The sequence below is a fragment of the Bradyrhizobium sp. HKCCYLRH3059 genome (assembly GCF_051168035.1).
GTDB lineage: Bacteria > Pseudomonadota > Alphaproteobacteria > Rhizobiales > Xanthobacteraceae > Bradyrhizobium.
On record NZ_JBNPUF010000002.1, the window covers coordinates 335,888 to 359,715 of the forward strand.

At 63.8% G+C, this 23,828-nt stretch carries 28 protein-coding genes; 12 read left to right on the plus strand and 16 right to left on the minus strand.

Annotated features, from left to right (window positions below; all coding sequences use genetic code 11):
- Positions 1–13: 13 nt before the first annotated feature.
- The gene (locus tag ACQR13_RS08470) at positions 14–529 is read left to right on the plus strand and encodes a hypothetical protein (protein ID WP_315714681.1); all 516 of its coding nucleotides are present in this window, start codon (positions 14–16) and stop codon (positions 527–529) included.
- Positions 530–924: 395 nt separating this feature from the next.
- Positions 925–1,737: a dienelactone hydrolase family protein gene (locus ACQR13_RS08475; protein WP_409977902.1), complete on the plus strand. Its 813-nt coding sequence runs from the start codon at positions 925–927 to the stop codon at positions 1,735–1,737.
- 107 nt (positions 1,738–1,844) lie between these two features.
- Here ACQR13_RS08475 and ACQR13_RS08480 read toward each other — a convergent pair whose 3' ends face one another.
- The 3 genes from ACQR13_RS08480 to ACQR13_RS08490 all read right to left on the minus strand — a co-directional run bounded on the left by ACQR13_RS08480 (position 1,845) and on the right by ACQR13_RS08490 (position 3,065).
- On the minus strand, positions 1,845–1,997 hold the full coding sequence (locus ACQR13_RS08480; RefSeq protein ID WP_315715000.1) for a hypothetical protein: 153 nt from the start codon (positions 1,995–1,997) through the stop codon (positions 1,845–1,847).
- Between the two features lie 130 nt (positions 1,998–2,127).
- A complete protein-coding gene (locus tag ACQR13_RS08485) occupies positions 2,128–2,427 on the minus strand; it encodes a hypothetical protein (RefSeq protein WP_315714683.1) in 300 nt (99 codons plus the stop codon).
- A 158-nt stretch (positions 2,428–2,585) separates the two neighbouring features.
- A complete protein-coding gene (locus tag ACQR13_RS08490) occupies positions 2,586–3,065 on the minus strand; it encodes a hypothetical protein (RefSeq protein ID WP_316175593.1) in 480 nt (159 codons plus the stop codon).
- Between the two features lie 75 nt (positions 3,066–3,140).
- On the opposite strand from ACQR13_RS08490, the gene ACQR13_RS08495 reads away from it, so the two are divergent.
- Positions 3,141–3,446: a hypothetical protein gene (locus ACQR13_RS08495; RefSeq protein ID WP_315749454.1), complete on the plus strand. Its 306-nt coding sequence runs from the start codon at positions 3,141–3,143 to the stop codon at positions 3,444–3,446.
- Positions 3,443–3,610 (plus strand): ribosome modulation factor, encoded by a 168-nt coding sequence (locus ACQR13_RS08500; RefSeq protein WP_316164487.1) that lies wholly within the window; start codon positions 3,443–3,445, stop codon positions 3,608–3,610. The genes ACQR13_RS08495 and ACQR13_RS08500 overlap by 4 nt, the downstream gene beginning before the upstream one ends.
- A gap of 28 nt (positions 3,611–3,638) precedes the next feature.
- Here ACQR13_RS08500 and ACQR13_RS08505 read toward each other — a convergent pair whose 3' ends face one another.
- Together ACQR13_RS08505 and ACQR13_RS08510 are read right to left on the minus strand one after the other, a co-directional pair.
- Positions 3,639–4,169 (minus strand): gamma carbonic anhydrase family protein, encoded by a 531-nt coding sequence (locus ACQR13_RS08505; protein WP_316170253.1) that lies wholly within the window; start codon positions 4,167–4,169, stop codon positions 3,639–3,641.
- 83 nt (positions 4,170–4,252) lie between these two features.
- The gene (locus tag ACQR13_RS08510; protein ID WP_009027540.1) at positions 4,253–4,582 is read right to left on the minus strand and encodes a DUF6949 family protein; all 330 of its coding nucleotides are present in this window, start codon (positions 4,580–4,582) and stop codon (positions 4,253–4,255) included.
- Positions 4,583–4,778: 196 nt separating this feature from the next.
- On the opposite strand from ACQR13_RS08510, the gene ACQR13_RS08515 reads away from it, so the two are divergent.
- Entirely contained in the window at positions 4,779–5,477 is a 699-nt protein-coding gene (locus ACQR13_RS08515; protein WP_316192749.1) for a hypothetical protein, read from the plus strand.
- 448 nt (positions 5,478–5,925) lie between these two features.
- Here ACQR13_RS08515 and ACQR13_RS08520 read toward each other — a convergent pair whose 3' ends face one another.
- Together ACQR13_RS08520 and cysE are read right to left on the minus strand one after the other, a co-directional pair.
- On the minus strand, positions 5,926–6,138 hold the full coding sequence (locus tag ACQR13_RS08520; protein WP_006611186.1) for a DUF3126 family protein: 213 nt from the start codon (positions 6,136–6,138) through the stop codon (positions 5,926–5,928).
- 266 nt (positions 6,139–6,404) lie between these two features.
- Entirely contained in the window at positions 6,405–7,235 is an 831-nt protein-coding gene (cysE, locus tag ACQR13_RS08525; RefSeq protein WP_315714689.1) for a serine O-acetyltransferase, read from the minus strand.
- 498 nt (positions 7,236–7,733) lie between these two features.
- On the opposite strand from cysE, the gene ACQR13_RS08530 reads away from it, so the two are divergent.
- A complete protein-coding gene (locus ACQR13_RS08530; RefSeq protein WP_316192750.1) occupies positions 7,734–9,053 on the plus strand; it encodes a hypothetical protein in 1,320 nt (439 codons plus the stop codon).
- A 115-nt stretch (positions 9,054–9,168) separates the two neighbouring features.
- On the opposite strand, the gene ACQR13_RS08535 is transcribed toward ACQR13_RS08530, so the two are convergent.
- Both ACQR13_RS08535 and ACQR13_RS08540 read right to left on the minus strand, forming a co-directional pair.
- Positions 9,169–9,918, minus strand: coding sequence for an alpha/beta fold hydrolase (locus ACQR13_RS08535; RefSeq protein ID WP_315714691.1), 750 nt, complete (start codon positions 9,916–9,918; stop codon positions 9,169–9,171).
- Positions 9,919–10,065: 147 nt separating this feature from the next.
- Positions 10,066–11,217, minus strand: coding sequence for a hypothetical protein (locus tag ACQR13_RS08540; protein ID WP_410052322.1), 1,152 nt, complete (start codon positions 11,215–11,217; stop codon positions 10,066–10,068).
- Between the two features lie 292 nt (positions 11,218–11,509).
- On the opposite strand from ACQR13_RS08540, the gene ACQR13_RS08545 reads away from it, so the two are divergent.
- Entirely contained in the window at positions 11,510–11,752 is a 243-nt protein-coding gene (locus ACQR13_RS08545) for a zinc-finger domain-containing protein (RefSeq protein WP_315714692.1), read from the plus strand.
- 10 nt (positions 11,753–11,762) lie between these two features.
- Positions 11,763–12,962: an FAD-dependent monooxygenase gene (locus tag ACQR13_RS08550; protein ID WP_434862734.1), complete on the plus strand. Its 1,200-nt coding sequence runs from the start codon at positions 11,763–11,765 to the stop codon at positions 12,960–12,962.
- 16 nt (positions 12,963–12,978) lie between these two features.
- On the opposite strand, the gene ACQR13_RS08555 is transcribed toward ACQR13_RS08550, so the two are convergent.
- From ACQR13_RS08555 to ACQR13_RS08570, 4 genes are all read right to left on the minus strand, one after another.
- A complete protein-coding gene (locus tag ACQR13_RS08555; protein ID WP_409999229.1) occupies positions 12,979–13,353 on the minus strand; it encodes a hypothetical protein in 375 nt (124 codons plus the stop codon).
- Between the two features lie 660 nt (positions 13,354–14,013).
- Complete coding sequence (locus ACQR13_RS08560) at positions 14,014–14,580, minus strand: hypothetical protein (protein ID WP_434862735.1); 567 nt, start codon at positions 14,578–14,580, stop codon at positions 14,014–14,016.
- A gap of 40 nt (positions 14,581–14,620) precedes the next feature.
- The gene (locus ACQR13_RS08565; RefSeq protein ID WP_434862736.1) at positions 14,621–15,094 is read right to left on the minus strand and encodes a hypothetical protein; all 474 of its coding nucleotides are present in this window, start codon (positions 15,092–15,094) and stop codon (positions 14,621–14,623) included.
- A 442-nt stretch (positions 15,095–15,536) separates the two neighbouring features.
- A complete protein-coding gene (locus ACQR13_RS08570) occupies positions 15,537–16,580 on the minus strand; it encodes a SphA family protein (RefSeq protein WP_315714978.1) in 1,044 nt (347 codons plus the stop codon).
- A gap of 910 nt (positions 16,581–17,490) precedes the next feature.
- Between ACQR13_RS08570 and ACQR13_RS08575 the strand changes: the two genes are divergently transcribed.
- From ACQR13_RS08575 to ACQR13_RS08590, 4 genes are all read left to right on the plus strand, one after another.
- Positions 17,491–19,977 (plus strand): arylsulfatase, encoded by a 2,487-nt coding sequence (locus tag ACQR13_RS08575; RefSeq protein ID WP_316194605.1) that lies wholly within the window; start codon positions 17,491–17,493, stop codon positions 19,975–19,977.
- A gap of 178 nt (positions 19,978–20,155) precedes the next feature.
- Entirely contained in the window at positions 20,156–21,637 is a 1,482-nt protein-coding gene (locus ACQR13_RS08580) for a DUF1254 domain-containing protein (protein ID WP_315826230.1), read from the plus strand.
- 26 nt (positions 21,638–21,663) lie between these two features.
- On the plus strand, positions 21,664–22,116 hold the full coding sequence (locus tag ACQR13_RS08585) for a DUF2721 domain-containing protein (RefSeq protein WP_315826231.1): 453 nt from the start codon (positions 21,664–21,666) through the stop codon (positions 22,114–22,116).
- A gap of 108 nt (positions 22,117–22,224) precedes the next feature.
- Positions 22,225–22,470 (plus strand): hypothetical protein, encoded by a 246-nt coding sequence (locus ACQR13_RS08590; RefSeq protein WP_315826232.1) that lies wholly within the window; start codon positions 22,225–22,227, stop codon positions 22,468–22,470.
- A gap of 45 nt (positions 22,471–22,515) precedes the next feature.
- Here the strand turns inward: ACQR13_RS08590 and ACQR13_RS08595 are convergent, their stop codons facing one another.
- Genes ACQR13_RS08595 through ACQR13_RS08605 form a run of 3 tightly spaced genes read right to left on the minus strand, consistent with a single transcriptional unit; the run spans position 22,516 to position 23,750 of the window.
- Entirely contained in the window at positions 22,516–22,923 is a 408-nt protein-coding gene (locus ACQR13_RS08595; protein WP_315826233.1) for a hypothetical protein, read from the minus strand.
- 21 nt (positions 22,924–22,944) lie between these two features.
- Entirely contained in the window at positions 22,945–23,409 is a 465-nt protein-coding gene (locus ACQR13_RS08600) for a toll/interleukin-1 receptor domain-containing protein (RefSeq protein WP_316164480.1), read from the minus strand.
- Positions 23,406–23,750 carry a GrlR family regulatory protein gene (locus ACQR13_RS08605; protein ID WP_315826235.1) on the minus strand — a complete coding sequence of 115 codons (345 nt, stop codon included), beginning with the start codon at positions 23,748–23,750 and terminating at the stop codon, positions 23,406–23,408. The genes ACQR13_RS08600 and ACQR13_RS08605 overlap by 4 nt, the downstream gene beginning before the upstream one ends.
- Between the last annotated feature and the right edge of the window lie 78 nt (positions 23,751–23,828).

The window sequence follows — 23,828 nt, forward strand, 5'->3', positions numbered from 1 at the left end:
GGGTGGTTTCGTGATGAATCCGGTGACGCGCGACACCAGACGCTACCCCGAGAAGCTCAGCCCGGCCCCCGTCAAGGGCGCCCAGCCGATCGCGCTCGCAGCCGCGACGCTCGTGGTGCTGATCGCGGGCATCGGCGGCATCATGTTGTGGCGTGCCTATGGCGGCGCGCCGGAAGCCGAGCGCGGCGCGGTGACGCGGCAGTTGCAGGCGCGCACGGTGCAGGCGTCCGAGCAGTTGGTGGAGAAGACCAAGGGCCTGGAGGCCACCCAGCAGGAATCGATCGACCAGTTGCAGATGATGCAGGAGCAGTTGCAGAGCATGCGCCGCCTGCTCGCGGCCCAGCAGGCCGACACCAAGCGCCTGTCGGACCAGGTCTCGACCCTGAAGGACTCCATCGATGGCCTGCGCCAGTCGTTCGCCAGCACGCAGAGCTCGGAGCAGGCCGCGCCTGCTCCACGCAACCGCAGCATCCGCGCCCGCGCCCATGCCAGCCGCGGCGGCCATCGGCATCGTCGTAACCGATCCTGAGACGGCCGGTCCCGACGCCTGCTCGTAGAAAGCCCGCCGAATATTCCCAGGATCCTGTGAAGTGCTTCACAGATTGAAACCGGGAGTCACGCCATCCTGCCTTCACCGGATGGCGAGCCAATTTCAGGATGGCACAGGGCCAATTTCAATATCCGGGGCTGGCAAGGTCGTTGGCGCCATACTGCGCCGACGGCCTTGTTTTTTGTGGCGGCGCGTTCGACCGCCCGGAACGGATCCGACGCCGCGGCTCTCCGGCTGGTGACTTGCTTTTCCCCGTCAATTCTCGGCTCAATGCGCCCGTAAGACGCAGAGGAGCCCCCATGTCCGCCGATCCAGCACTGACGTCCGATGTCATCGGGCTGACAAAAGTCGCCCCCTTCTCACGCCGCGGCTTCATGACCGCGTCCGCTGCCGTGACGGCCGGCTACACGCTGGCTGCCGGCCCGGTGCGGGCCGAGGTCATTACCACCGACACCAGCGGCCTGAATGCCGGAGATGCGAAGATCAAGGTCGGCGACCGCGACATGCCGGCCTATTTCGCGCGCCCCGCCAGCGCCAGCAATCCGCCCGTCGTGCTGGTCGCGATGGAGATCTTCGGCCTGCATCAGTACATCAAGGACGTGACGCGCCGTCTCGCCAAGCTCGGCGCGCTCGCCGTGGCGCCGGACTACTACTTCCGCAGCGGGACCGACCTCACCAAGATCACCGAGATCAAGGACCTGCTGCCGATCGTGAATGCCAAGCCCGACGCGGAGCTGCTGTCGGACCTCGACGCGACGGTGGCCTGGGCCAAGTCGCAGGGCGGCGACACCTCGCGTCTCGGCATCGTCGGCTTCTGCCGCGGCGGCCGCACCGTGTGGGAATATGCGGCGCATAGTTCGGCGCTGAAGGCGGGCGTTGCGTTCTACGGCCCGCTGATCGATCCGCCCAATCCCGCCTGGCCGAAGAGCCCGACGCAGCTCGCACCCGAGATGAAGGCGCCCGTGCTCGGCCTCTACGGCGAAGCCGACACCGGCATTCCCGTCGCCAGCGTCGAAGCCATGAAGACCGCGCTCGCCGACAACAAGAAGACCGCTGAGTTCAAGATCTATCCCGGCGCGCCGCATGGCTTCCACGCCGATTATCGCCCCAGCTATCGCAAGGACGCCGCCGAGGACGGCTGGGCGCAGATGCAGGCGTGGTTCAAGAAATATGGCGTGCTGAGCTGACAGCCGCGGCCCGGGCGAGCGAACCCGTCAGACTGCGCCCGCGAGGCTTCCCGCATGTCGCTTGCCGCATGTCGCTTGCGTTCATGCGGGCGCCGGACCGTCGGCTGCTAGCGCAGGCGACGATCGTCGCGACGGATCTTCGCCAGCTGCCTGCCGCCCTGCTCGAGCTCCCAGGCCATCCAGACCAGCGCGGCGCCCAGGCTGACGACGACGCCCATGAAGACAAACGTGAGTTCAGGGGATGTGAGTGTGTTGATCATGCCTGGATCCCATGCAAGCGTTGCGCCAGCTACTTCTCCGCCGCCGCTCCGCCGATCGGAGCGGCAACAAATCGTCACGAGATGTCGTTAAGGCGAAGTGACCGGATCGGCCGGTCGCCTCGCCCAAGCTTCATTCACACACCTCGACGTTGCGGAAGCGCCAGCCGCGCGCTGTCCGCACACGCTTGCGGGCGACGTAACAGCCGCCGAGGTCCTCGTAGGTGTACGGGTAATAATAGGGATAGCCTCCGTATCCGTAGTAGCCGGGATAACCAAAACCCAAGCCAAACCCGAGTCCAAAACCCGGGCCAAAGCCACGATGGCCGAAGCCATGATGGAAACCGCCCGGCCCGTGCGCCGACGCCATGCCCGGAATCATTGCGGCCGCGATTACGGCGCCCGCCAGCAATCCCATCAATCTCTTGCGCATCGATCCGTCTCCAAATTCAACCGGCATGACAATGTCATTGCACTCGGTACTGTCCATCGAATGTCTCTAAGCCGGATTTGGAACGGCGCGCGGGCAACCCCGCTCACATCTGCGCGATCTCGATGTCGTTACGTGACGTCCGGAGCCGCGGGCAATATTCAGCAACCGCGGCAGATGCTCTTCACCTTCCGGTCGGCCGTCTTGTTCTCCTGCTGAACCTGCTCATCGGTATCACTGGCGCGGTTCGGTCCCGTCGCCGCGGTGCCTCCCGCTCCACGACCCACGCCGGTCGTGACGCCGGAATTGCTCGACCCCACCCGGCTTGCGCCCGAGCCGGACGACTGCGCTGTGCCGAGGCTGTTAGTCCCGTTTGCAGCTGCCGCCCCCGGTTGCGACAGCCGCGAGGGATTGCTGCCGCTTCCGGCTTCGTTCTGCGCGTTGCCGAGACCGGCGACGTTCCCTGATCCTGCAGCGGTACCGGTCGTGCCGATGCCGGCGGCTCCCGCGCTCGCCGCGCCACCCGCGCTCGCTCCACCGCCAGCGCCTCCCGCACCGCCGCCACCGCCTTGCGCGAACACCGCAGTGGCCGTGCCGAGGCCTGCAATCACGATCAAGGTGCCCAATGAAAACCTGGCCATGGGACCGTCTCCCTTTACACTTCAACCCAGCCGGACGGACCGCGTTCCGGAACGAATGTTGATCGGAGAGGATTGATGGGGCGAGGAGAGCAAGGAGCCGTGCGCAAGCTGATCGCCTTCGACGAGGACACGTTCGACAAGCTCAAGCAGCTCGGCCGCGATCAGATGCTGAGTCTGCAGGACCTCGCCGACGAGGCGTTCATGGACCTGTTGGAAAAGCACGGCGTGCCGGCGGATCTGAAGGACGCGCTGCGCAAGAGCGCTGCGGAGGATGGCGATGGCGCAGGCAAGCCTGCGCGCAAACGCAAGAACGAGCCCGACGACAAGTCCAGAAACCAGTCGAAGCACAAGCCGAAGCAGAGGAGCAGGACGTCAGCATGAGCACCGACCCCGATCCGTTCGAACAGGGCGAGCGCGCCGCGCGCGCGAACATTCCGGCCGAGGCCAATCCCTATCAGGACGGCAGCGAACAGCATGCGCTGTGGGCGAGCGGCCACGAACGTGTCGCCAGCGCAGTGGAGGCAGGCGAGTCCGAAGGGACGTGAAGAATCTCCGACTCCATCGGCCGTGACGTCAGCCGATCTTCTTCAGACCCTTGGTGTAGCGCGGTCCCTTGGCGACATAGGCCTTGGCCGCGATGCCCATGCGCTCGACCTGCGCCGGCTCCAGCGTGCGCACGACACGCGCGGGCGCGCCGATGATCAGCGAGTATTCCGGAAAATCCTTGCCCTCGGTGATGATGGCGCCGGCGCCAACGACGCTGCCACGGCGGATATGCGCGCCATTCATGATGATCGAGCCCATGCCGATCAGGGCATCATCCTCGACCGTGCAGCCGTGCAGGATCACGTTATGGCCGACGGTGACGTTGCGGCCGACGCGCAGCGGGAAGCCAGGATCGACGTGACAGGTGGCGTTGTCCTGGATGTTGGAGCTCTCGCCGATCTCGATCCAGTCATTGTCGCCGCGGATCACCGCGCCGAACCAGACCGTGACCTCCTTGGCGAGCTTCACCCGGCCGATCACGGTGGCATTGTCGGCGATGTAGTAGTTGCCGTCCGCCGGCAGCTCGGGCGCCTGCCCGTCGAGTTCGTAGATGGCCATCGAGGTCTCCCGTTCGCAGGCGACCTTGGCACAGCCCCCAGAGCGATTTCAAGCAAGCGCCGCTGCGGCGCCCGGCGCGGGAACTAGGCCAGCACGCCCGCGGCGCGCAGCGTCATGACCACGAAGGTGCCGCACATCATGCTCCAGAAGCCGGCGATCACGGTCGCCAGCATCACGAACTCGAAGCGACGGCGCTCGATGCGGGCGCCGCGCAGCGTGTTGCGCATGATGATGAAGGGCGCGGCGAACACCAGGAATGGCACCGCGGCGAACCGCCGGGGCGTGACGCCCTCCTGCAGCAGCTCGAATCCCGGCGGACGTTCGGCATAGGCCTGGTAGCCGCTCGCCAAGGCGCCGGCCAAGGCGAAACCGATGAGGAGCGAGAACAGGGAATTGAACGCCTCTGCCGACATCGTACGCACTCACACGCTTGCAGAACTGACCGATGCTGGTTTGGCAAAAAGCGACCGCGCCCGCCACATTATCCTTAAGGAAGGGTTAATGGCGGCCGCGGCCGGTGCGCGTCTCCCTGCAGGTAAGTTTCTGCAGAATGCCGCATCGCCATGGCATAGTCGGCGCTGATTCGGTCCTTGAGATCCCCTGCCCGCCATGACGATGTTTTCGGTCCGCAGTGCCCGCCCTTCGAACGGACATGGCCATGCCGTGCCGATCATCCTGGGCTGCGTGCTGGCGGCGGCGGCAATCGCGCTGGTCGCCTACCTGCTCTGGCCGACCTGGCGCGCCGGCACCTTCAAGGGACCCGAGCGCCTGCCGGTCAGCATCGGCGGCACCGTGTTCAACGTGCCGACGGCCGCCATCCGGGTGAAGATCCAGCGCCATACGGGGCCGCAGGAGCGCGTCGATCTCGGCTTCGAATATCCCTCGCTCACGCCGCCCGAGGCGCCGCATCACGTCAGCGCCGACCAGATCGATCAGGCGCCGCACCCGATCGATCGCATCTTCGTCTCGATATCGGCGCATCACGACGCGATGTCGCCCGAGACGCGACTGAAGACGATCTATCCGCGCTATCTCAATCCGACGGCCGTGCCGGTGCAGGACGGATTGAGCATGCGAAGCTTCCGCGCGGGCACAGCGTACGACATGGAGGATCTGTTCACGGCCGAGCAGCCTTTGCTGGTCGCCCGCTGCACGCGTGATGCCGCCACGCCGGGCATGTGCCTCAGCGAGCGCCGCGTCGAGGGCGCGGATCTCGTGTTTCGCTACCCCCGCAGCTGGCTGTCGCAATGGCAGGACGTGGCGAGCGCGATGGAGCGGCTGACTGCGCAGATGCACGCGGTGAAGTAGGTCGTAGGCAATCGTTGAAATCGTGGCCCGGATGAGCGCAGCCCGCGCACGGACGTCGAATGTGAGAGCTGCCAAACTCTCTCCGATCGTCATTCCGGGGCACGCGAAGCGTGAGCCCGGAATCCATACTCACGAGCGGATGTTGGGGCGACCACATGCGCCACGACCATCGCGCGTCTCACGCCGTCCTGGGGCTATGGATTCCGGGCTCGCGCTTCGCGCGCCCCGGAATGACGGCGTGGATGGAAGCCGGGCTCATCCGCGGACGGATTGCGTGCTGACAGCGTGTGCGTAAGCACGCTGGAGCCGGTCTGCGGGAGCTGCTCTCTCAACCCGCGCGAGCGCGCCCCTGGGCGCGCCTGCACCACGATTCGTTCTGGCAACGCCGCCATCTTCGCAAGCGTCCCCGCATGCGCTTCGCGCTCATGCGGGCCGCTGCATCCGGCAACTACTCGACCAGATCGTCTTCCAGGATCGCCATCTGGAACTGGAACGAGCGGTCGTCGTCCTCGTCGTCGACGAACAGCACGCCGATGAACTCTTCGCCGATATAGACCTCGGCGGAGTCTTCCTTCTTCGGCCGCGGCACCACACGGATCTTGGGATTGCCGAACACGCGCTTCAGATACGCGTCGAGCTTCCTGACTTCCTGAACGTCCACGGTGATCTCCAATCGACAGCGAGGTTTGCAGATGATGCGGACGTTGCAGCGCGAACGTCCGTGTCCTTATGAGTTCGACATTCCAGCCCATCGATCGAGGCAAGACGAGCCGGCGATGTCGAACGACCTGAAAGGGACGCCGTGGATCTCACATTCATTCCGCCAAGACAAACGGCGGATCGTCAAATCCACAGACGCCGATGTGTTGGCACGAAATTCCCTGGATGAGAAGGTCTTGACTTCGCTGTCGCCGACGCGCTCGCGGCTCAGATCCCGATCGCGTTGATCATCTGATCCATGGTGCGCGACGGCTCCGCACAACCGGCCTCGCCGACGATCTTCGCCGGCACGCCTGCGACGGTGACGTTGTTCGGCACCGGCTTCACGACGACTGAGCCGGCGGCAATGCGCGCGCAATGACCGACTTCGATGTTGCCGAGCACCTTGGCGCCGGCGCCGATCAGCACGCCGTGACGAATCTTGGGATGCCGATCCTCGTTCTCCTTGCCGGTGCCGCCGAGCGTCACGCCGTGCAGAATCGAGACGTTGTCCTCGATGATGGCCGTTTCGCCGCAGACGAAGCCGGTGGCGTGATCGAGGAAGATGCCGCGGCCGATGCGCGCCGCCGGATTGATGTCGGTCTGGAACACCGCCGAAGACCGGCTCTGCAGATAGAACGCGAAATCCTTGCGGCTCTTGCGGTACAGCCAATGCGCCAGCCGGTGCGTCTGCAGCGCGTGAAAGCCCTTGAAGTAGAGCAACGGATCGATGAAGCGCGTGGTGGCGGGATCGCGATCGTAGACGGCGACGAGATCGGCGCGAAACGCATGGCCGAGGTCCGGCTCGTCGCGCAGCGCGTCGTCGAAGGTCTGGCGGATCAGGTCGCCCGACAGCGCGGAATGATCGAGACGATCGGCAACCCGGTGCACGACCGAATCCTCGAGACGGCCGTGGTGCAGAACGGTTGAATAGATGAAGGTCGCAAGCTCGGGCTCGCGACGCACGATCTCTTCTGCCTCGTGGCGGATCCGATCCCATATCGGATCAAGCGTCGCCAGCTTGCTGCCCTGCTGCGGATTGGTCTGATGCATAGCCATGGCTGCTTCTCGCAGTTTCAGTGGGCGGGCCTTATAGCACGGCGCATGGAACGATGTCCTCAGCGGGCTGCGCGAGGCCGGGGATCCATTCCAGCCAGCCTGCCTCCCAGAGAACACGGGATTGAGACATTTCCGTTACGCCCCGCCGGTGACGTCCCGGTTGCGCCGCCATGCCATTCGGCACCGCGTCGGCTCAAGGTGGGCAGCAGGAACCCAAAATCAAGACGATCACCGGGGAAGCAATCCGTTCCCGCCCCCTGGAGCACCCTGCGGGAGGGCGGGTGGGGCGGATACCGGTGGCTGCGGCAAAAAGGAACCACCCGGAGGATCGAAGGCCGGCGGCCCCCCGTTCGATCACGGGATCGGCTTTACCATCCATCGCTCTGCGTCTACTAGTGAATATCGCCCTGACCATACTTCGGCCACGGTGCTCCTGATCGGGGGGACACGGGTATCAGTAACACTCAGATCCTGGACGAACGCGCGACCGAGGCCGGATTGGCCTGGCTCCCCGTCATCGTCATCCCGCTCTTCCTGGTCGCGCCGGCGCTGTGGAACGGCTACCCGCTGCTGCAGTGGGACACCGGGGGCTATCTCGCGCGCTGGTACGAAGGCTATCTGGTGCCGAGCCGCTCGACCGTGTTCGGGCTTTATCTGCATTGGGGCGAGGGCTCGAGCTTCTGGCTCAATCTCGGCCTGCAGGCGCTGGCGACGCTGTGGATCCTGCAGCTCACCTTGCGCCTGCTGGGACTGGCCCAACCGCTGCGTCTGCTCTGGATCGGCCTGCTGCTGATCCTGACCACCGCCCTGCCCTGGCTCGCCAGCATGCTGCTGACCGACATCTTCGCCGGCCTGTCGGTGCTCGCGCTCTACATCATGGTCACCCAGGCGCGCCGGACCACCGTCCTGGAAAAGTGCGCGCTGTTCGGCTTCGTCGCCTTCGCCTCCGCCACCCACAGCGCCACGCTCGGCGTGCTGTTCGGCCTGTGCTGCGCCGGCTGGATCGCCTATCCCTGGCTGCGCCGGCAGATCGCGCTCTCCGGCCTGATCCAGGCCAGCATGACGATCGTCGCGGGTGCGGCGATGCTGCTCGCGGCCAACTTTGCCCTGTCCGGCCAGCTCGCGTGGACGCCGGGCGGTACCGGCGTCGCCTTCGGCCGCATGCTCCAGGACGGCATCGTGGCGCAATATCTGAAGGACCATTGCGCCCGCGAGAAGCTGAAGCTCTGCCCCTATCGCAACGAGCTGCCGCCCACCGCCGACGACTTCCTGTGGGGCAACAGCATGTTCAACAAGCTCGGCCGCTTCGAGGGCATGAACGACGAGATGGGCTTCATCGTGAAGCGGTCGCTCGCGGCCTACCCGCTGTGGCAGGCCAGGGCCGCCGCGGTCGCCACCGCCGAGCAGCTGGTGCATGTGGCGACCGGCGAGGGCACCAACGGCTGGCTGCCGCACACCTATGGCATCATCGAGCGCTACGTCCCCTCGCAGGTCAAGAAGATGCGCGCCGCACACCAGCAGCACTGGGAGATCAGTTTCGCCGTCATCAACTGGCTGCACGTGCCGGTCGCGCTGGCCTCGATGCTGGCGGCGGCGGCGATCGCGGCGCACGCGATCTGGCGCCGGCGACGCGACGACGTGGCCCTGCTCGCCATCACCGTGACCCTGGCACTGCTCGGCAATGCCGTGATCTGCGGCGTCATCTCCGGCCCGCATGACCGCTACGGCGCCCGGATGGTGTGGATCGCCACCTTCACCGCGCTGATCGCGGCGACGAGGTGGTTCAGCGGCGAGCGTGTGGACGGCTCCGCCGCATGACGCCTCCGTAGCCCGCATCAGCGACAGCCGGCGCCGCAAGGCGTCGGCGACATGCGGGATCTCGCGCGCTGTGTCGGAGAACCCCGGGGTCGCTGCGCTCGCCCGGGCTACGGCTTCAGCGCCGTGACAGAAAGTCGATCACCCCGGCCTTGTAGACCTTGTCGCCGACAGCGCGCATGTGATCGCGATTGGGGATATCGAGCACTTCGGCACCGGGGATGAGCGCGCCGAGCGCCGGACCCGAGCCCGACACCTCGTCGGCCGTGCCGACCGCGACCAGCACCGGCACGGCGATACGGCGGGCGTCGTCGCGCGAGATCAGGCCGCGCGAGCCGCGCATGCAGGCGGCCAGCGCCAGGCGGTCGGAGCGGGTCTGGTCGGCGAAGGCGCGGAAGGTGCGGCCCACGGGATCGGTCACGTTATCGATCGAGGGCGCCTCGAGCGCGGCGGCGACGTTCTCGCCGGGACCGCCGCCTTCGATCATCGCCATGCCGATGCCGCCGAAGATCGCCGAACGCAGCCGCTCTGGCGCGGTCAGCGCGATATGCGCGGCGATGCGGCCGCCGAGCGAGTAGCCCATCACGTCGGCGCTGGCGAGGCCGAGATGATCCATCAGCGCCGTGACGTCGCTCGCCATCTCCGCGATCGAATACAGCGTGGGGTCGTACAGCTTGGCCGAATCGCCATGGCCGCGGTTGTCGAGCGCGATCACCCGGCGGCCATCCTTGCGCAATTCGGAGATCCAGGCCGGATAGACCCAGTTGACGTTCTTGCTCGAGGCAAAGCCATGGACGAGCACGATCGGATCGCCCTCCCCCTCGTCGATGAAGGCAATTTCAACGGCGCCGTTGTGAAAGCTCGGCATCGGTCGCGAATCCCGGAACGCTGGAGTGAAGCTGGTCGGACGAAGTCTAGATCATGATGCGATTCCACGGAATCGCATCATGATCTTATCCCTTTGTTTGAGCATGATCTTTTCGGAAAACCGGCTTCCACTTTTCCGGATCATGCTCTAGCCGCAGGGCGCGGTTGCGGCCAGTTCGGGAGCGACGGCCGCGGCCTGCATCCGGCGCAGGCGGCGCCGCCGGCTCCGGTCGAGCCAGGCCTGGGTGGCCCGCTCGGTCATCGCCTTCAGCGATGCGACGAAGCTGAGCAGCGTCATCAGCGCGCCGAACAGCCAGAGCGCGAGATTGAATGCCCCCGCGGTCAGCAGCAGCGCGCCGCGGCCGAGCAGCTTCAGGATCGCCCGCGTCTGCCCGCCCTTGGCCTCCGCCAGGCGGGCCGCGCGGGCGATGTCCTTCGGTCCTTCGGCGAGCTTGAGCGAATCCAGTGCGCCGCGCGTGCCGGCCTTTTCGGTGATGCGGCCGACATCCTTGGCGAGCCGCACCAGCGCGCCGGCCTTCTCGGCGCGGAACGCCGCCCGGATCGCGGTCGCGGTCTGGCCCGGACGAAGCACCGAGCCCGAGGCCACCGCCTGCTGCAACAGCGGCGCATCGACCACCTCGCGCGCGGAGCGTCCCGCCCAGGCGGCGAGCCCCTCGCCGAGCCGGCCAACCTTTCGCGCATCCTTCACCAGCGTCAGCCCGGCCCGCACTGGCGCGGCGGTGCCGGCCGAGGCATAGGTTGCGGCGGTGACGGCAAGACCGGCCGTGGCCAGGCCCAGCACCAGGCGGTCGGTCTCCTCGCCCATCACCAGATGCTTGCCTTCGCGGACCGCGTCGCGGATGTCGCCGAACACGAAGAGATCGCCGGCTACCGTGCCGGACAGGCTCGCGACGTCGTCGGCCTGGCCGGTGACGAGCCCGGTCGCGAACCGCTTGGCAACGCTGGCCGGCGCCTTCTCGGCGGCCACCGCATCGCTCACGCGCTGCACCAGCCCCTCGTCGAGCACCACCTGCTGATCCCGCGCGAGCGCGACGAAGCTCTCCGCGAGATCTGGATCGCCGGCGGCGAGCGCGTCCTCGATATTGCTGATGATCCGCGCCGGATCGTTCTGCAGAACGAACGCGATCTGAAGCTCCGACAGCCTCGCCGGATCGTCCTGCGCCACGACGATGGCTCCGGCCCCATAGGCGTGCGGCCATATCGCAGCGCCGACCGCGGCGCTCACGGCGAGCCCGGCCAGCGCCAGACCGAGTCCCAGCTTGATTCGCTTCGAGATCACGCCGCCTTCACGTTTTCGCGGGAACGATGCGGAGAGACATAATAATTTTTGTGCCTGACACAACGGCCCCGACGAAAGAAGGGCTTCTCGGCGGCCCTGAGTTTGTGTCGAATCCACAGGCCACAACATAACGGCGTGCGTTGCACCAAACGCGGGTTCCCAGCACTAGGAATTGGCCTTAAGGCTCAGTATGGTCGCGCCGTTTTCGACGCGCGCGGCCGTGCGACCTCAGTCCCGTCCTGCTCCGTCGTGCTGACCGCATACGCTCCCGTTGCCACGCGAGGTGATACCGATGGCCGATAACATCGTCCCGCATTTCAACAACGATGCCGGAGTCCCCGTCATCGAGATCGGCTCGCATGAGTTCATGTGCGTGGGCGCCAATCCGCCGTTCGATCATCCGCACGTGTTCCTCGATCTCGGCAACGACAAAGAGATCATCTGCCCGTACTGCTCGACGCTGTACCGCTATGCGCCGGACCTCGCCGCCGGCGAGGCGCGGCCGCCGGAATGCGTGCTGAAGGACGTCGCCTGATCGGCGTGTCGTGGCATCGCGTACCGTCTATGTGGCGGGGGCCGGAATTGGCGGCCTGACGGCTGCGCTCGCGCTCGCCACCAAGGGCTTCCGCGTCGTCGTGCTGGAGAAGGCCGAACGGCTCGAGGAGGTCGGCGCTGGCCTGCAGCTCTCGCCCAACGCCAGCCGTATCCTGCTCGATCTCGGCCTGGGGCCGCGGCTGACCGCGCGTGCCGTGGTGCCCGACGCCGTCAGCATCATGAGCGCGCGGGCCGGCGGCGAGATCGCCCGCCTGCCGCTCGGCGAGGCCGCGAGCCAGGCGGCTGGCGCGCCCTATTGGGTGATCCACCGCGCCGATCTGCAGGCGGCGCTGGCCGCGGAGGTGATGGCGCATCCGGACGTCGAACTGCGGCTCGGCTGCCAGTTCGAGGACGTCGCCGCCCACGCCAAGGGTCTGACCGTGGTGCATCGCCGCGGCAATGAGCGCCGCCAGGACGTGGCGCTGGCGCTGATCGGCGCCGACGGCGTGTGGTCGGCGGTCCGGCACCACCTGTTTCCGCAGGTCCGCGCCGAGTTCTCCGGCCTGATCGCCTGGCGTGGCACGCTCGACGCCCGGCAATTGCCACGCGAATTGACGGCAGCGCGGGTGCAGCTCTGGATGGGCCCCGAGGCCCATCTCGTCGCCTATCCGATTTCGGCCGGCCGCCAGGTCAACGTGGTCGCGGTGGTGCCGGGGACCTGGAACCGGCCGGGCTGGAGCACGGAGGGTGATCCGAGCGAGCTGAAGGCGGCGTTCGCGCCGCCGCGCTGGCCCGCGACGGCGCGGCTGCTGCTCAATGCGGTCGACGGCTGGCGCAAATGGGCGCTGTTCGGCGTCCCCGAAGGCATCGAATGGACCGAGGGCAGCGTCGCGCTGCTGGGCGACGCCGCGCACGCCATGCTGCCCTTTGCAGCGCAGGGCGCGGGAATGGCGATCGAGGACGCGGTGGTGCTCGCCAAGTGCCTGAGCGAGGCGCGCCCGGACGGTCCGGGCGCGATCCCGGCTGCGCTGAAACGCTACGCCAGACTGCGCCGCCCGCGCGTCGGCCAGGTGCAGCGCACCGCACGCAACCAGGGCCGCCTCTATCACATGACCGGACCGCTGGCGCTGGCCCGCGACCTCAGCATCAAGGCGCTCGGCCCGCAGCGCCTGTCGGCGCGGCAGAGCTGGATCTACGACTGGCGGCCGTAGGCGAAGCAGCCCGGTCTCAGTAGACCGAGCCGTCCCGCGGCAGCGTCGACGGCGTGCCCGCACCGGAGGCCATCGGCCGCGCAGGACGCGCCGGCTTGACCGGCTTGCCGGATTTCGCAGCAGCCGGCTGCGGCGCCGGGGTCTCCTGGCACTTGTTGCGGCGCCAGGCCTCTTCGGCGAACTGGGTCTGGCCACGGATCGCGATATAGTCGTTGCGATAGGCGACCTCGGCCACCACCGCGCCGCCGGCTCCGGTCTCTGCCTTGGCCATCAGGCCCTGCAGCTCGGCTGCGCGCCCGGCCAGCGCCTTGCGCTCGGCCTCGAGCTGCTTGCAGTCATAGAGCTCATACTTGGCCGGATCCGCGAAGGCGGTCGACACGCTGTCGCTCATGCCGGCGCAGCCCGACAGCAACGATCCCAACCCCAGCAGTCCCGCAGCCAGCGCGACGCGAAGCCGATCGCTGGTCACGCAGCCTCGACCGTGCAGCGGCGTCGAGCCATTGGCTCGATCATGGGCTCGATCATGGGCCGATCGGCCGCGGACATCGGCCCGAACGGCGGCAGCATTCGTCTCTGCGATGGTCCTCGGATTCGTCACGCTCACCTCGCCCAACGACCGGCCCGCAAGGGATGCGGATCCGAATCGGATTCTCGTGATGGGTCCGTGCCTTACAACGGCCGCTTCGTCCATGTCTTGCACCACGTGATCCCAGACTTGGCAAAGCGCTTCAACGCGAAGGCATCTCAAAGCAGCTGGTGACGGCCGGATTGAGGCTTTACCAAGGCGCTCGCGCTGGCTTGAGCAGGAGCTTCATCAGGCACGCCATTGCCGGACGCTTACGGTTTTTCACCTTGATCCGGTCCCTTTCACGGTGCGGGCGGTCAATCGGTTTCGACACCATCCCCTCTTATCCCTTGCTGCGGGCGGCGGGGACAGGTCGGCCCCGATCTCGCCGCGCCCAAGGGAGCGACGAGGAGGCCGCCCGAGCGAGAGAAACAAGCTTCGGGGCGGGACGGCGGCGCCGGCCACAGAGCGCCGCCGTTGGCGAGATCAGCGATCGGCATCACCGATGCGAATATAGATGCGCGATCCATTGCAGATCTGCGCGTACCGGTTGCCATCGGGACGGCTGACCAATTGGACGATCGGCGCGGGCTGGGCGAATGTGATGGTCCGCGCGCCCTCGCTGATCACCCCAGTCGCATCTGCAACGTCGGCGACTTGCGTCAGCCCGGCGATCGGGCCGGTCAGGATCGTGTGGCTGTACGTGCCCGGCACCGCCTTGAGCAACACTCTCTCATCGGAGGCGATCGTGTAGGTGAACTTGTATGAGGTAACGCCGGTCTCGCCTCCGCCGGTGTCCACCGAGAAGTCCTGGACATCCATCATCCCGGTGCCATCGGCGCGAAGCACCATGACGCCTTCGACGGTGAAGGAAAAGAGCTTCAGCGGGCCGCCCTTTGGCGTGAAGTTCGAATTGAATCCGACAGCGGCCGGATTCCGGATGCACAACGATTTGCCAGCTAACGCATAGGTTCCGCGTAGACTTGCATGATCATTCGCAGACGCGGCCGTGCTTGCCGTCGCAGCGGCGGCCAAAATAAGAAAGCGGTGCATATGGTTTCCTCCCCGATCCGAACAATGGCTCGCCCTTACATCAGCGGTCGTCGTCGCTGAGGCGGGTCATGATGAGAGATCCATTGCAGATCCGGGCAAACTGGGTGCCATTGGAACGACTGACCGTCAGGACGGTCGGCGCGGGCGGGGCGAGGACGATGGCCCGTGCTGCTTCGCCGATGAATCCGCTGGTGTCGGGAACATCGACGACTTGCGTCAACCCGGCGTTCGGTCCGGTCAGGGTCGTGGAGCTGTACGTACCTGGCACCGCCTTGACCGACAGCTTGCCACCGGGGTCAATCGAGTAGGTGATCTGGTACGAGATATCGCTGGTCGTCCCTTCGCCGGCGTCGACCGTGAAGGACCGGTTGTTCACCGTGCCGGTGCCGTCGGCGCGAAACACCATGACGCCGTCGACGGTGGTGGCGAAGAACACGACCGGACCCTTCGGCAAGAAGTTCGAATCGAATCCGATCGACGCCGAGTTCTGGATACAGTCCGATGCGCCCGTCATCGCATAGGTCCCGTGAAGCCGACTGGGGTGATCATGAGCAAACGCCGCCGCGCTTGCAGTGATACCGACGAGGACCAGAATAGAAGAGCGATGCAAAATAGCCTCCCTGATCGAATGATCGCCCTTGCGTGGGCTGGAGGTACCATATGCCGCAAAGATGACGATTAGTCGTTATTAGTCACAAAGCTGCAAACTAGCGCCACACCCGCAAGAGTTGACTGTTCTGCGGCAATTTCTCATGCGAACAGCTCGACTCCAGCAGGCGCAATCTTCACATCAGTCCCCGCTCCTCGTGCATCCACAACCAGCCGTGCCGGATCCGAGGTCGTGTCACCGGTGGTGGTGTAGCTAGCGGTGGCGCAGCGCGTTCGCCGGGGAGAGCCGGGCAGGTCAGCTGGCGATTGCCGGGGCGGGAGCTGGGCCGCCACGGCTCATCAAAGCCTTATTTCGTGATCATCCGCCTCGGTGGCGCGGTCGGTGTTGGTGCTGCCGGCGAGATGACAAACGTCACCCAGGCGTTCCAGCCGTCAGGCCGGTTTTCCGCGGCAAATTCCTTGTAGGCCTTGAAGTTGAGGTAGCCTTGCATGTCACCAACCGGGAAGATAAACCCGACCTGCGGGCCGACACCCGCGACCTGCGAGCGGAAGCAGCCGACGCGATCGCCGGAGCCGCTATCGCAGCCAAGTTGCTTGTAGACGTAGCCCACCAGCCCGATCTGGACCTGCTTGCTCAGGAATTGCGAAGCGCCCCAGTCGAAGTGCATGTCGACGCCGCTTTGATACTGCGTGTCAGGATTTGTGAAATTGTAGGTGAAGCCTAGCACGCCGGAGAGCTCATGTCCGCTCTGTGGATTGAAATAGGTGTAGCCGCCGCCCGCATCGATCGTCCCATGCCCGATCCCGATATTGGCGAGGCGCGTGGACTGGTAAGCGCCGACAGGGATGTCACCCATCACGTAGGTCATGTAGTTGTTGACGCCCGCGTTCCAGCGCAGTGCGAATTGGGGGATCAAATCGCCGAAGCCAGTGATGGAATCGCTGACGGAATCAAAGCGCGAGAACGGAATTGAGCCGCCCGGTGTTGAAAGCGAGCCCGTCACCAATCCATTGAGCGAGGTTGTATTTGCGCCGTAGATTCCGATCAGGCTTGCAGACGCCTGACCACCGAGAACCGGTGTCGCGAAGACGTAGGTCGCGTTCAGCAGGCCAAGATCGACGTTCGCATTGACGTTTGCGTTCAAGGTAGCTGTCAGATTCGCAGGAATACGGCCGATCTGGATCTCACGAGCGCGCGCCACGTCCCTGCCGGCAGACACTGAGGTATGATAGTAAATTGACGCAGCCGACCAACCGGGCTGCTGAGGCGTGGCGGCAAGGCTACCGAATGTGCCCGGAATCCAAAAGCTGATGCCGCTCTCATCTGCCGAGACAATCGTCGGTACTGATGCAATGGTCGCAAATGCAATAGCGCCAAGCGCCCTCGTCATTCTCATGGCAATCTCCTGCCGAACCACGACCCTCGCTCATAGTGAGTGACGAGCATGATGCTGACAGTATGACAGGCCGTACTGCGCCGGGCGATAGCCGTCACGATGACAGGGAACAATTTGCAACCGGATGTTGCAAGTGAAGCACAGTGTCGCGCTGGTCCGCCGCTTAGCAAAGAATTGCTTGTTTGTTCCTAGGTAAATTCACGCGGCGCTCTGAGAGACAGGACAGCCTCGCGCGTGATCATGAGAGAAACCAAGACAAACCCTGTCGCCGCTTGGGAAAGTGCCTTTTGGTTTCTCGTCTTTCAGGAGGCAGTTGCCAGCTACATCCATAGGGCCACGCTGTCTCCGCGCAGCCATCTCCCAGGTCAAGACGATTGCCCTACTCGAGACGATCGCTCTTGATCGCAAGCCGATGCTTCGCAGAAAGCTTCTGCCAAGAAACCAACGAAACCGCAATCAAGGTGATCGCGAGCGCGGCGCCGACGACGGGATGATTGAGCTTGTAAGCGAGCATAGCGTATCGCTGTCGATCCAGGAAGACCAGGAAAGCTTGCCCTTGACGGTTTGAGACTCAGAAAATGTTCCCCATTGATTTCGCTCAAGGTCCGTTATTCGACTTGTTCGGTGCAGCACGATGCCGAGCGTGTGCGCGTGTCCTGCTCTTTCAATATTTCTTCGATATTTGATGGTTCTTTGCAGATGCCTGACCGGCGTGAGACATCGGCAGGTCCATACAATAATACAATAGATGAGCGTGCCCCGCTGGTTAGCACAGCCAGGCGATCGCATCTGCCCCTAGGGGCCTTCGCGCGTGGGTTGATCTGCGTCAACGTCGCTCCTTGCGCTGTCCTAGAGGATCACAAGCATCTGCGCGGTTGCGCGCACCTCTTGGGGAGGGCCTGCGATGAATTTTCGTGCGATTGCTTCCATATTGTTTTTGACGTCGGCGATATCCGCCCCCGCGTTTGCACAGCAAGCGCAACCGACTACGCCGCCGCTCGGCTCCCCGGCCGCGACCATCACCATTCCGGGCGACCAGCTTCCACCGCCACCGCCGAAATTCGGCGGCACGATCACGGAGGATGCGAAGACCTCGAAGCCGTGGTGGCCTCCGACGGTCGTGCCACGTAAAGGTGCGCCGAACGTTCTGCTGATCATGACCGACGATTCCGGTTATGGCGTGCCGAGCACATTCGGCGGGGTGATCCCAACGCCAACGCTCGATCGCATCGCCAAGAATGGCCTGCGCTACACCCAATTCCACTCGACGGCGCTCTGCTCGCCGACGCGAGCGGCTCTGATCACCGGTCGCAACCATCACTCGGTCGGCTTCGGCCAGATCAGTGAACTGGCGACTGGATATCCGGGCTATGACTCGGTCATCGGTCCGGAGAACGCGACTATCGGCCGGATTCTGAGCGACAACGGATATGCCACATCGTGGTTCGGCAAGAACCACAACACGCCGTCCTTCCAATACAGCGCGGCCGGTCCGTTCGACCAATGGCCGAGCGGGATGGGCTTCCAGTACTTCTACGGCTTCATGGGTGGCGAGACCGACCAGTGGACGCCGTACCTGTTCCGCGACCACACCCCCGTTTACCCGTGGGTCGGGAAGAAGGGCTACAACCTGATCACCGACATGGCGGACGACGCGATCCGTTACATGAAGGAACTTGACGCCGCGGCGCCCGAGAAACCGTTCTTCGTCTACTACGTACCTGGCGCGACCCATGACCCGCACCAGCCAACCAAGGAATGGATCGACAAGATCAGCAAGATGCACCTGTTCGACCAGGGCTGGGAGAAGTTGCGAGACCAGATCTTCGCCAACCAGAAGCGATTGGGCGTGATTCCCGCAAACACGCAGCTCACGCCGTGGCCGGACGTCTTGCCGAAGTGGGATTCGCTCTCGGAGGTGAAGAAAAAGATCGTCATTCGCGAGGCCGACGTGTTCGCGGCCTATACCGCCTATGTCGACGATGAGATCGGCCGGGTGATCCAGGCCGTCGAAGACATGGGCAAGCTCGACAACACGTTGATCATCTACATCAACGGCGACAACGGCACGAGTTCGGAAGGCTCGATGATGGGTACGCCAAACTGGCTGACGGTCGCCAATGGCGTGCTCGATTTGCCGGAGGTCGAGTATCTTCGATATTACGAATCCTGGGGTTCGGACCAGACCTATCCGCACATGGCCGTGCCGTGGGCGTGGGCGTTCGACACGCCCTTCAAGTGGACCAAGCAGATCGCGTCGCATTTCGGTGGGACGCGGCAGGGTATGGCTATCTCGTGGCCCGGCCACATCAACGATGTCGGAGGCATTCGCCCCCAGTTTCATCACGTGATCGACATCGTGCCCACAATCCTTGAGGCGGCCGGCATCAAGGCGCCCGACATGGTCGACGGCATCAAGCAGAAGCCCATTGAAGGCGTTAGCATGGCGTACACGTTCGACAAGGCAAATGCCAACGCACCGTCGAAGCGCACGACCCAGTACTTCGAGATGTTCGCCAACCGCGGCATCTACCACGAAGGCTGGTACGCCGCGACCACACCACCCGAGCCGCCGTGGCTTGTCGGCACGAAGGCGCTGCCGCCGGTCGAGCAGTACAAGTGGGAGCTCTACAACCTTGCCGAGGACTTCTCGCAGGCGGACGACCTTGCGGCGAAGAATCCCGAGAAGCTCAAGGAACTGCAGGCGGTGTTTGCGGCGGAGGCGAGCAGGTACCAGGTGTTTCCGCTGGATAACTCGGTGCTCCCGCGACTTCTCACGCCGCGGCCGAGTGGGACGGCAGGGCGAACGGAGTTCACCTATGTCGGTGAGAACGCTGACATTCCGATTGCCAATGCTCCCAGCCTCCTGAACAGGGACTACACGATCACAGCCGAGATCACCGTGCCCAGTGGCGGTGCCGAAGGGATGATCGCTACGATGGGCGGGAGGTTCGGTGGCTACGGCCTTTACCTGCTCAAGGGCAAACCGGTCTTCGTCTACAATCTTCTCAATCTCAAACGTTACAGCTGGGAGGGCGGCGTTGGAGCCGATGACTGGCTGGGCCAGGCGCTCAGTCCGGGTAAGCACAAGATCGTCTTCGACTTCAAATACGATGGACCCGGACTCGGCAAAGGCGGCAGCGGTGTCCTTTCGGTTGACGGCCGGGTGCTGTCGCAACAAAAAATGGAACACACGATTCCATTCATGATGGCGATCGATGAATCCATGGACGTTGGGCTCGATACCCGCACCGCGGTCGATGATAGCTATACGCTGCCATTCCGATTCACCGGCAAGATCGACAAACTGACCTACAACATCAAGCCGGAACAGTTGGCTGAGGAAGATCGCAAAGCCATGCAGAAGGCCGCGACCAAAGCAAACGACTAGCCTGGTCATTCCCAGCAAAGCAGTGGGGAGCAAAAGCTCCCCACTCTCAGAATCCGATATGTTCCGGGCGTCATCTGCGGTGGTCTCCCTCTTCCACGGCTTGCGACCGAAAGACGGGACGTTTCGAGCTTAGGTCAAATATGGGTCGAGCGGCGCGTTAATGAAAAGGAGATCGCTCATGAATTCATCTGCTGGACAGGAAGGCATTTCGCTTGATCGCCGCTGCCTGCTCACGACCGCACTCGGTGCCGGGCTGGGCACAGCCTTGTCATCCACAAGAAGCGAGGCGGCCGGCCCGCTGCTGCGCGCACTCGGCGACCTGAAGGGCGATGTCGAGGAAGAACTGGCGTATGTTCTTGCGTTGGAATGCTATGTCTACGGCTTTCCGCTTGTCATGATGGACGCAACCCGAGCGGTGATGACGGCCACGTCGAAGTCCGAACAGTATAAAGCGCCTGTCAACCAGTTCGGCAGGATGCGGACTTATGTCGATCCGGATTTCAAAGACTGCGTCCGCATCAGCGTCAACTCCCTCTGGGCGTTTTCATTCATCGACCTGGACAAGGAGCCGTTCGTCTATTCTCAGCCCGACACTCAGGGGCGATACATCATCATGCAGGCGCTCAACATGTGGACCGACGATTTCGCCTCGGCGGGCAGTCGGACGACCGGAACTGGCGCCGGAAACTTCCTGATCGCCGGCCCCAAATGGAACGGTGTTGCGCCCAATGGCATCAAGCAAACGTTCCGTTCGACGACCCGCTACGCATCCGTTCTGGTCCAGATCGCATGCGACAGCCCCAAGGAGTTCGTTGCAATCAACAAGCTGCAGGATGAATTGCAACTGACGCCGCTCAGCGCCTGGGGCAAGTCCTACACGCCACCCTCCGATGTGCCGATCGACACCAGTGTCGATACAACGGCGACGCCGTACGATCAGGTGCGGCTCATGACCGGCGAGATGTTCTTCAAGCGCCTCGCCGCTGCGTTGAAGGACAACCCGCCTTACCCTGACGACGCCAAGACTATCGACAAGCTCAAGCGCATCGGGATCGAGGTCGGCAAGGACTTTGAACCGTCCAAGCTCGATCCGGCCGTTCTGCGGGGGATCAACCGGGCGCCGGCCGAGGTCTGGTACAAGCTGGAAACAGGCCCCTACACTGCGCCGACCGTCAACGGCTGGCAGGGCGCGCTGAATATCGGTCGCTTCGGTACCGACTACACCACGCGGGCATTCATCGCCTGGTTTGGATTGGGGGCGCTGACATCGGACGATGCGGTCTATCCAACCGCCTTTGTCGATGGCGACGGCAACGTGCTGGACGGCGCGGCGAAGTATGTTCTCCATCTGGAGAAGGACGAGATATTCCCATCCGAAGCTGGGGTCTGGTCGGTCTCGCCCTATCGCGAGAATTTCTATGTTCGGAACGCGATCAACCGCTACGGCATAACTTCGGCGATGCCGATCAAATACAATCCAGACGGCTCGCTCGATATCTACATCCAGGCGCAATCACCAGGCGCCGACAAGGAGACGAATTGGCTTCCGTGTCCGCCGAGCCTGCCCTTCAATCTCAGCGTCAGGGTCTATCAGCCCAAGACTGCCCTTAAGGATGGCACGTTCAAGATCCCGCCCATCCGGCGCGTTCGCGACACCTGAAGAACTTGCAAGGACTGCGCGAGGAGATGGACAGTGTAATCCAGTTAGTGCCGGTAACGCCTTCAATCGACCAGCTGGCACGGATCATCGGCAACGTGGCGGCCCCGGCTTTCCTGCTGGGAGCCGTCGCGTCCTTCATCTCGGTTCTTATTTCCCGCATCAACCGTGTGGTCGACCGGGCCCAGTTCCTTCACGGCATCACCGATGATGATGCTTCAAAGGCTTACCTCAAGACGGATATTCCCCGGCTGCGGCACCGGGCTTCGCTCCTGAACAGGTCGCTGTTCTGCTCCATCCTTTCTGCGATCCTCACCGCCCTCATCATCATCGTTGCCTTCATCAGCGCCCTGTTCGATGTTGCCCACGAATATGGCGTGGCGCTGCTGTTCATGGCTGCGCTGCTGACGTTCTGCGCTTCTCTCATCGACCTCGCCCGCGAAACCCGAATTGCACTTCACGACAACGACCTGCGCGTGTAAGTCTTCCAGGGCAGTCGAGGGGTGATCGGATGTGACGAAGAGGTCTCGGAAGAGGCGCGGGCGTCAGAAGGCCACCGCGACGGCCCGCCGTGGAGCTCCGAGAAGCTCATGCAGGCCACCGTGAGCCATTGGCTGCGCGAGAAGGAGCGCGAGGGCCTGATCGGCGCCGGCACCACCCTGCACGGCCTCCGCGTCTCCTACGCGGCCTGGTGGAAGCGCAATGGCGCGACGGACGCGGAGATCGCCGACCTGCTGGGCGACAAGTCGCAGCGGATGGGAACCCACTATACTCGGCACGTCTCCCGGGAGGACAATGTAGTCCGGGCGTTCAAGCGATTGAAGAATATGGATTAATCGCCTGGGTATTCACACGGAACTGAAGAATGATCCGCGCTTAAGCTATGATCCTTCGGCCTCACCGCCTTCCGAGATCTCAGCAGCTTTCATGCGCGCGAGCCGAAGCTCTTCCTCTATCAGAGCCTCCTGTTCACGCTGGCGCTGTGCAACGGTCATGCGCTCCTCCCTGATCGCTCGGGCGCGCGCCCTTAGCTCTTCTTCGGTCAAGGTGCGCACGATCTCGCCCGAGGGTAACCTTCCTAAAGCTCTTTGGATAGTTTCGTAATCAGCTGACGGAGGGGCACGTCGTCTGGGTGACGTCAGTCTTGCTGTAATTTCATCGACAAGAGGAGCAAAGAATTTCTCCGGCGAGGCCAGCACCAGATTTTGTTGACGCAACAGCGCCATCATCTCCTGCGCCAGTTCGGCGTAGTCCGGTGGTCGATCAGCGGCCGCCGCGGGTTGTGCCATCGAGGATTGTTCTAGCAGAAGCTAAACTGGCTTTTCGATACTCGGCCAAAGCATTGGAAAGAGCTGATCCAACTCGTCGTCGGAACGGCGTTGCTCGGGCTCGACCGCCTCGTTTATATCACCAATAAGCTTCCGGAAATCCTGTTCGCCAAAGACCGTTCCCTGGAAGATTCTTAGCGGCGCTTTGACGTCAGAATGCCCGATGTCGAAGAGGACGGTCGCCCCCCGGCCAGACAGGTGCTTGGACAGGGCACCAGCCTCGAACGCAATCCATTGAGAATCCAGGTTTTCTCGCGTGAGAACAACCAAGCCGAAGCTGGATTTCTCAAGTTCGTCTCGAATCACCCCCTGCCATTGAGCTCCCTTCTCGATGTCAGTTGTAGTGATAAACGGCTTGACCGCAGGCAGAATTAACGGAGACCATTTTCGGAGCTCGTTGGCGATTTGTTGGCTCGACTGCCCTGACCAGCTAATAAAAAGCTTCATTTGAAATCTCCGGGCCTCGCGACGCGCCGTAGACTGATTGCCAGCGGGACGGGAGGCACCCCACGACCAAGCGCCCGGCCCTGCGCCATGATCAGATCATCATCGGCAAGCCCGACGAAGCTCACCTCGAGCTCTCTCAGCGGACCGAAAGCGCTACTGAGCGCTCCGGCATAGTGCACCACGCGAATCTTACCCGTGACGCGATTTCCGTCCTGTTGATATGATCCATAGTAGTAGTAGCCGCTGTCGCCACCCGACAAATTGCCATCCTGGATGGTCATCACCCCCACACCTTCGCTGAGAGCTGCGAACTGAGCGGTCCAGAGGCCATTTATGTCCATGACGGCTCCTTCAGAGGCAAGGCTCTCTACCATTGGCATATAAGATCACGCTCACTCGCAATGCTGGGGTAGTGCGGC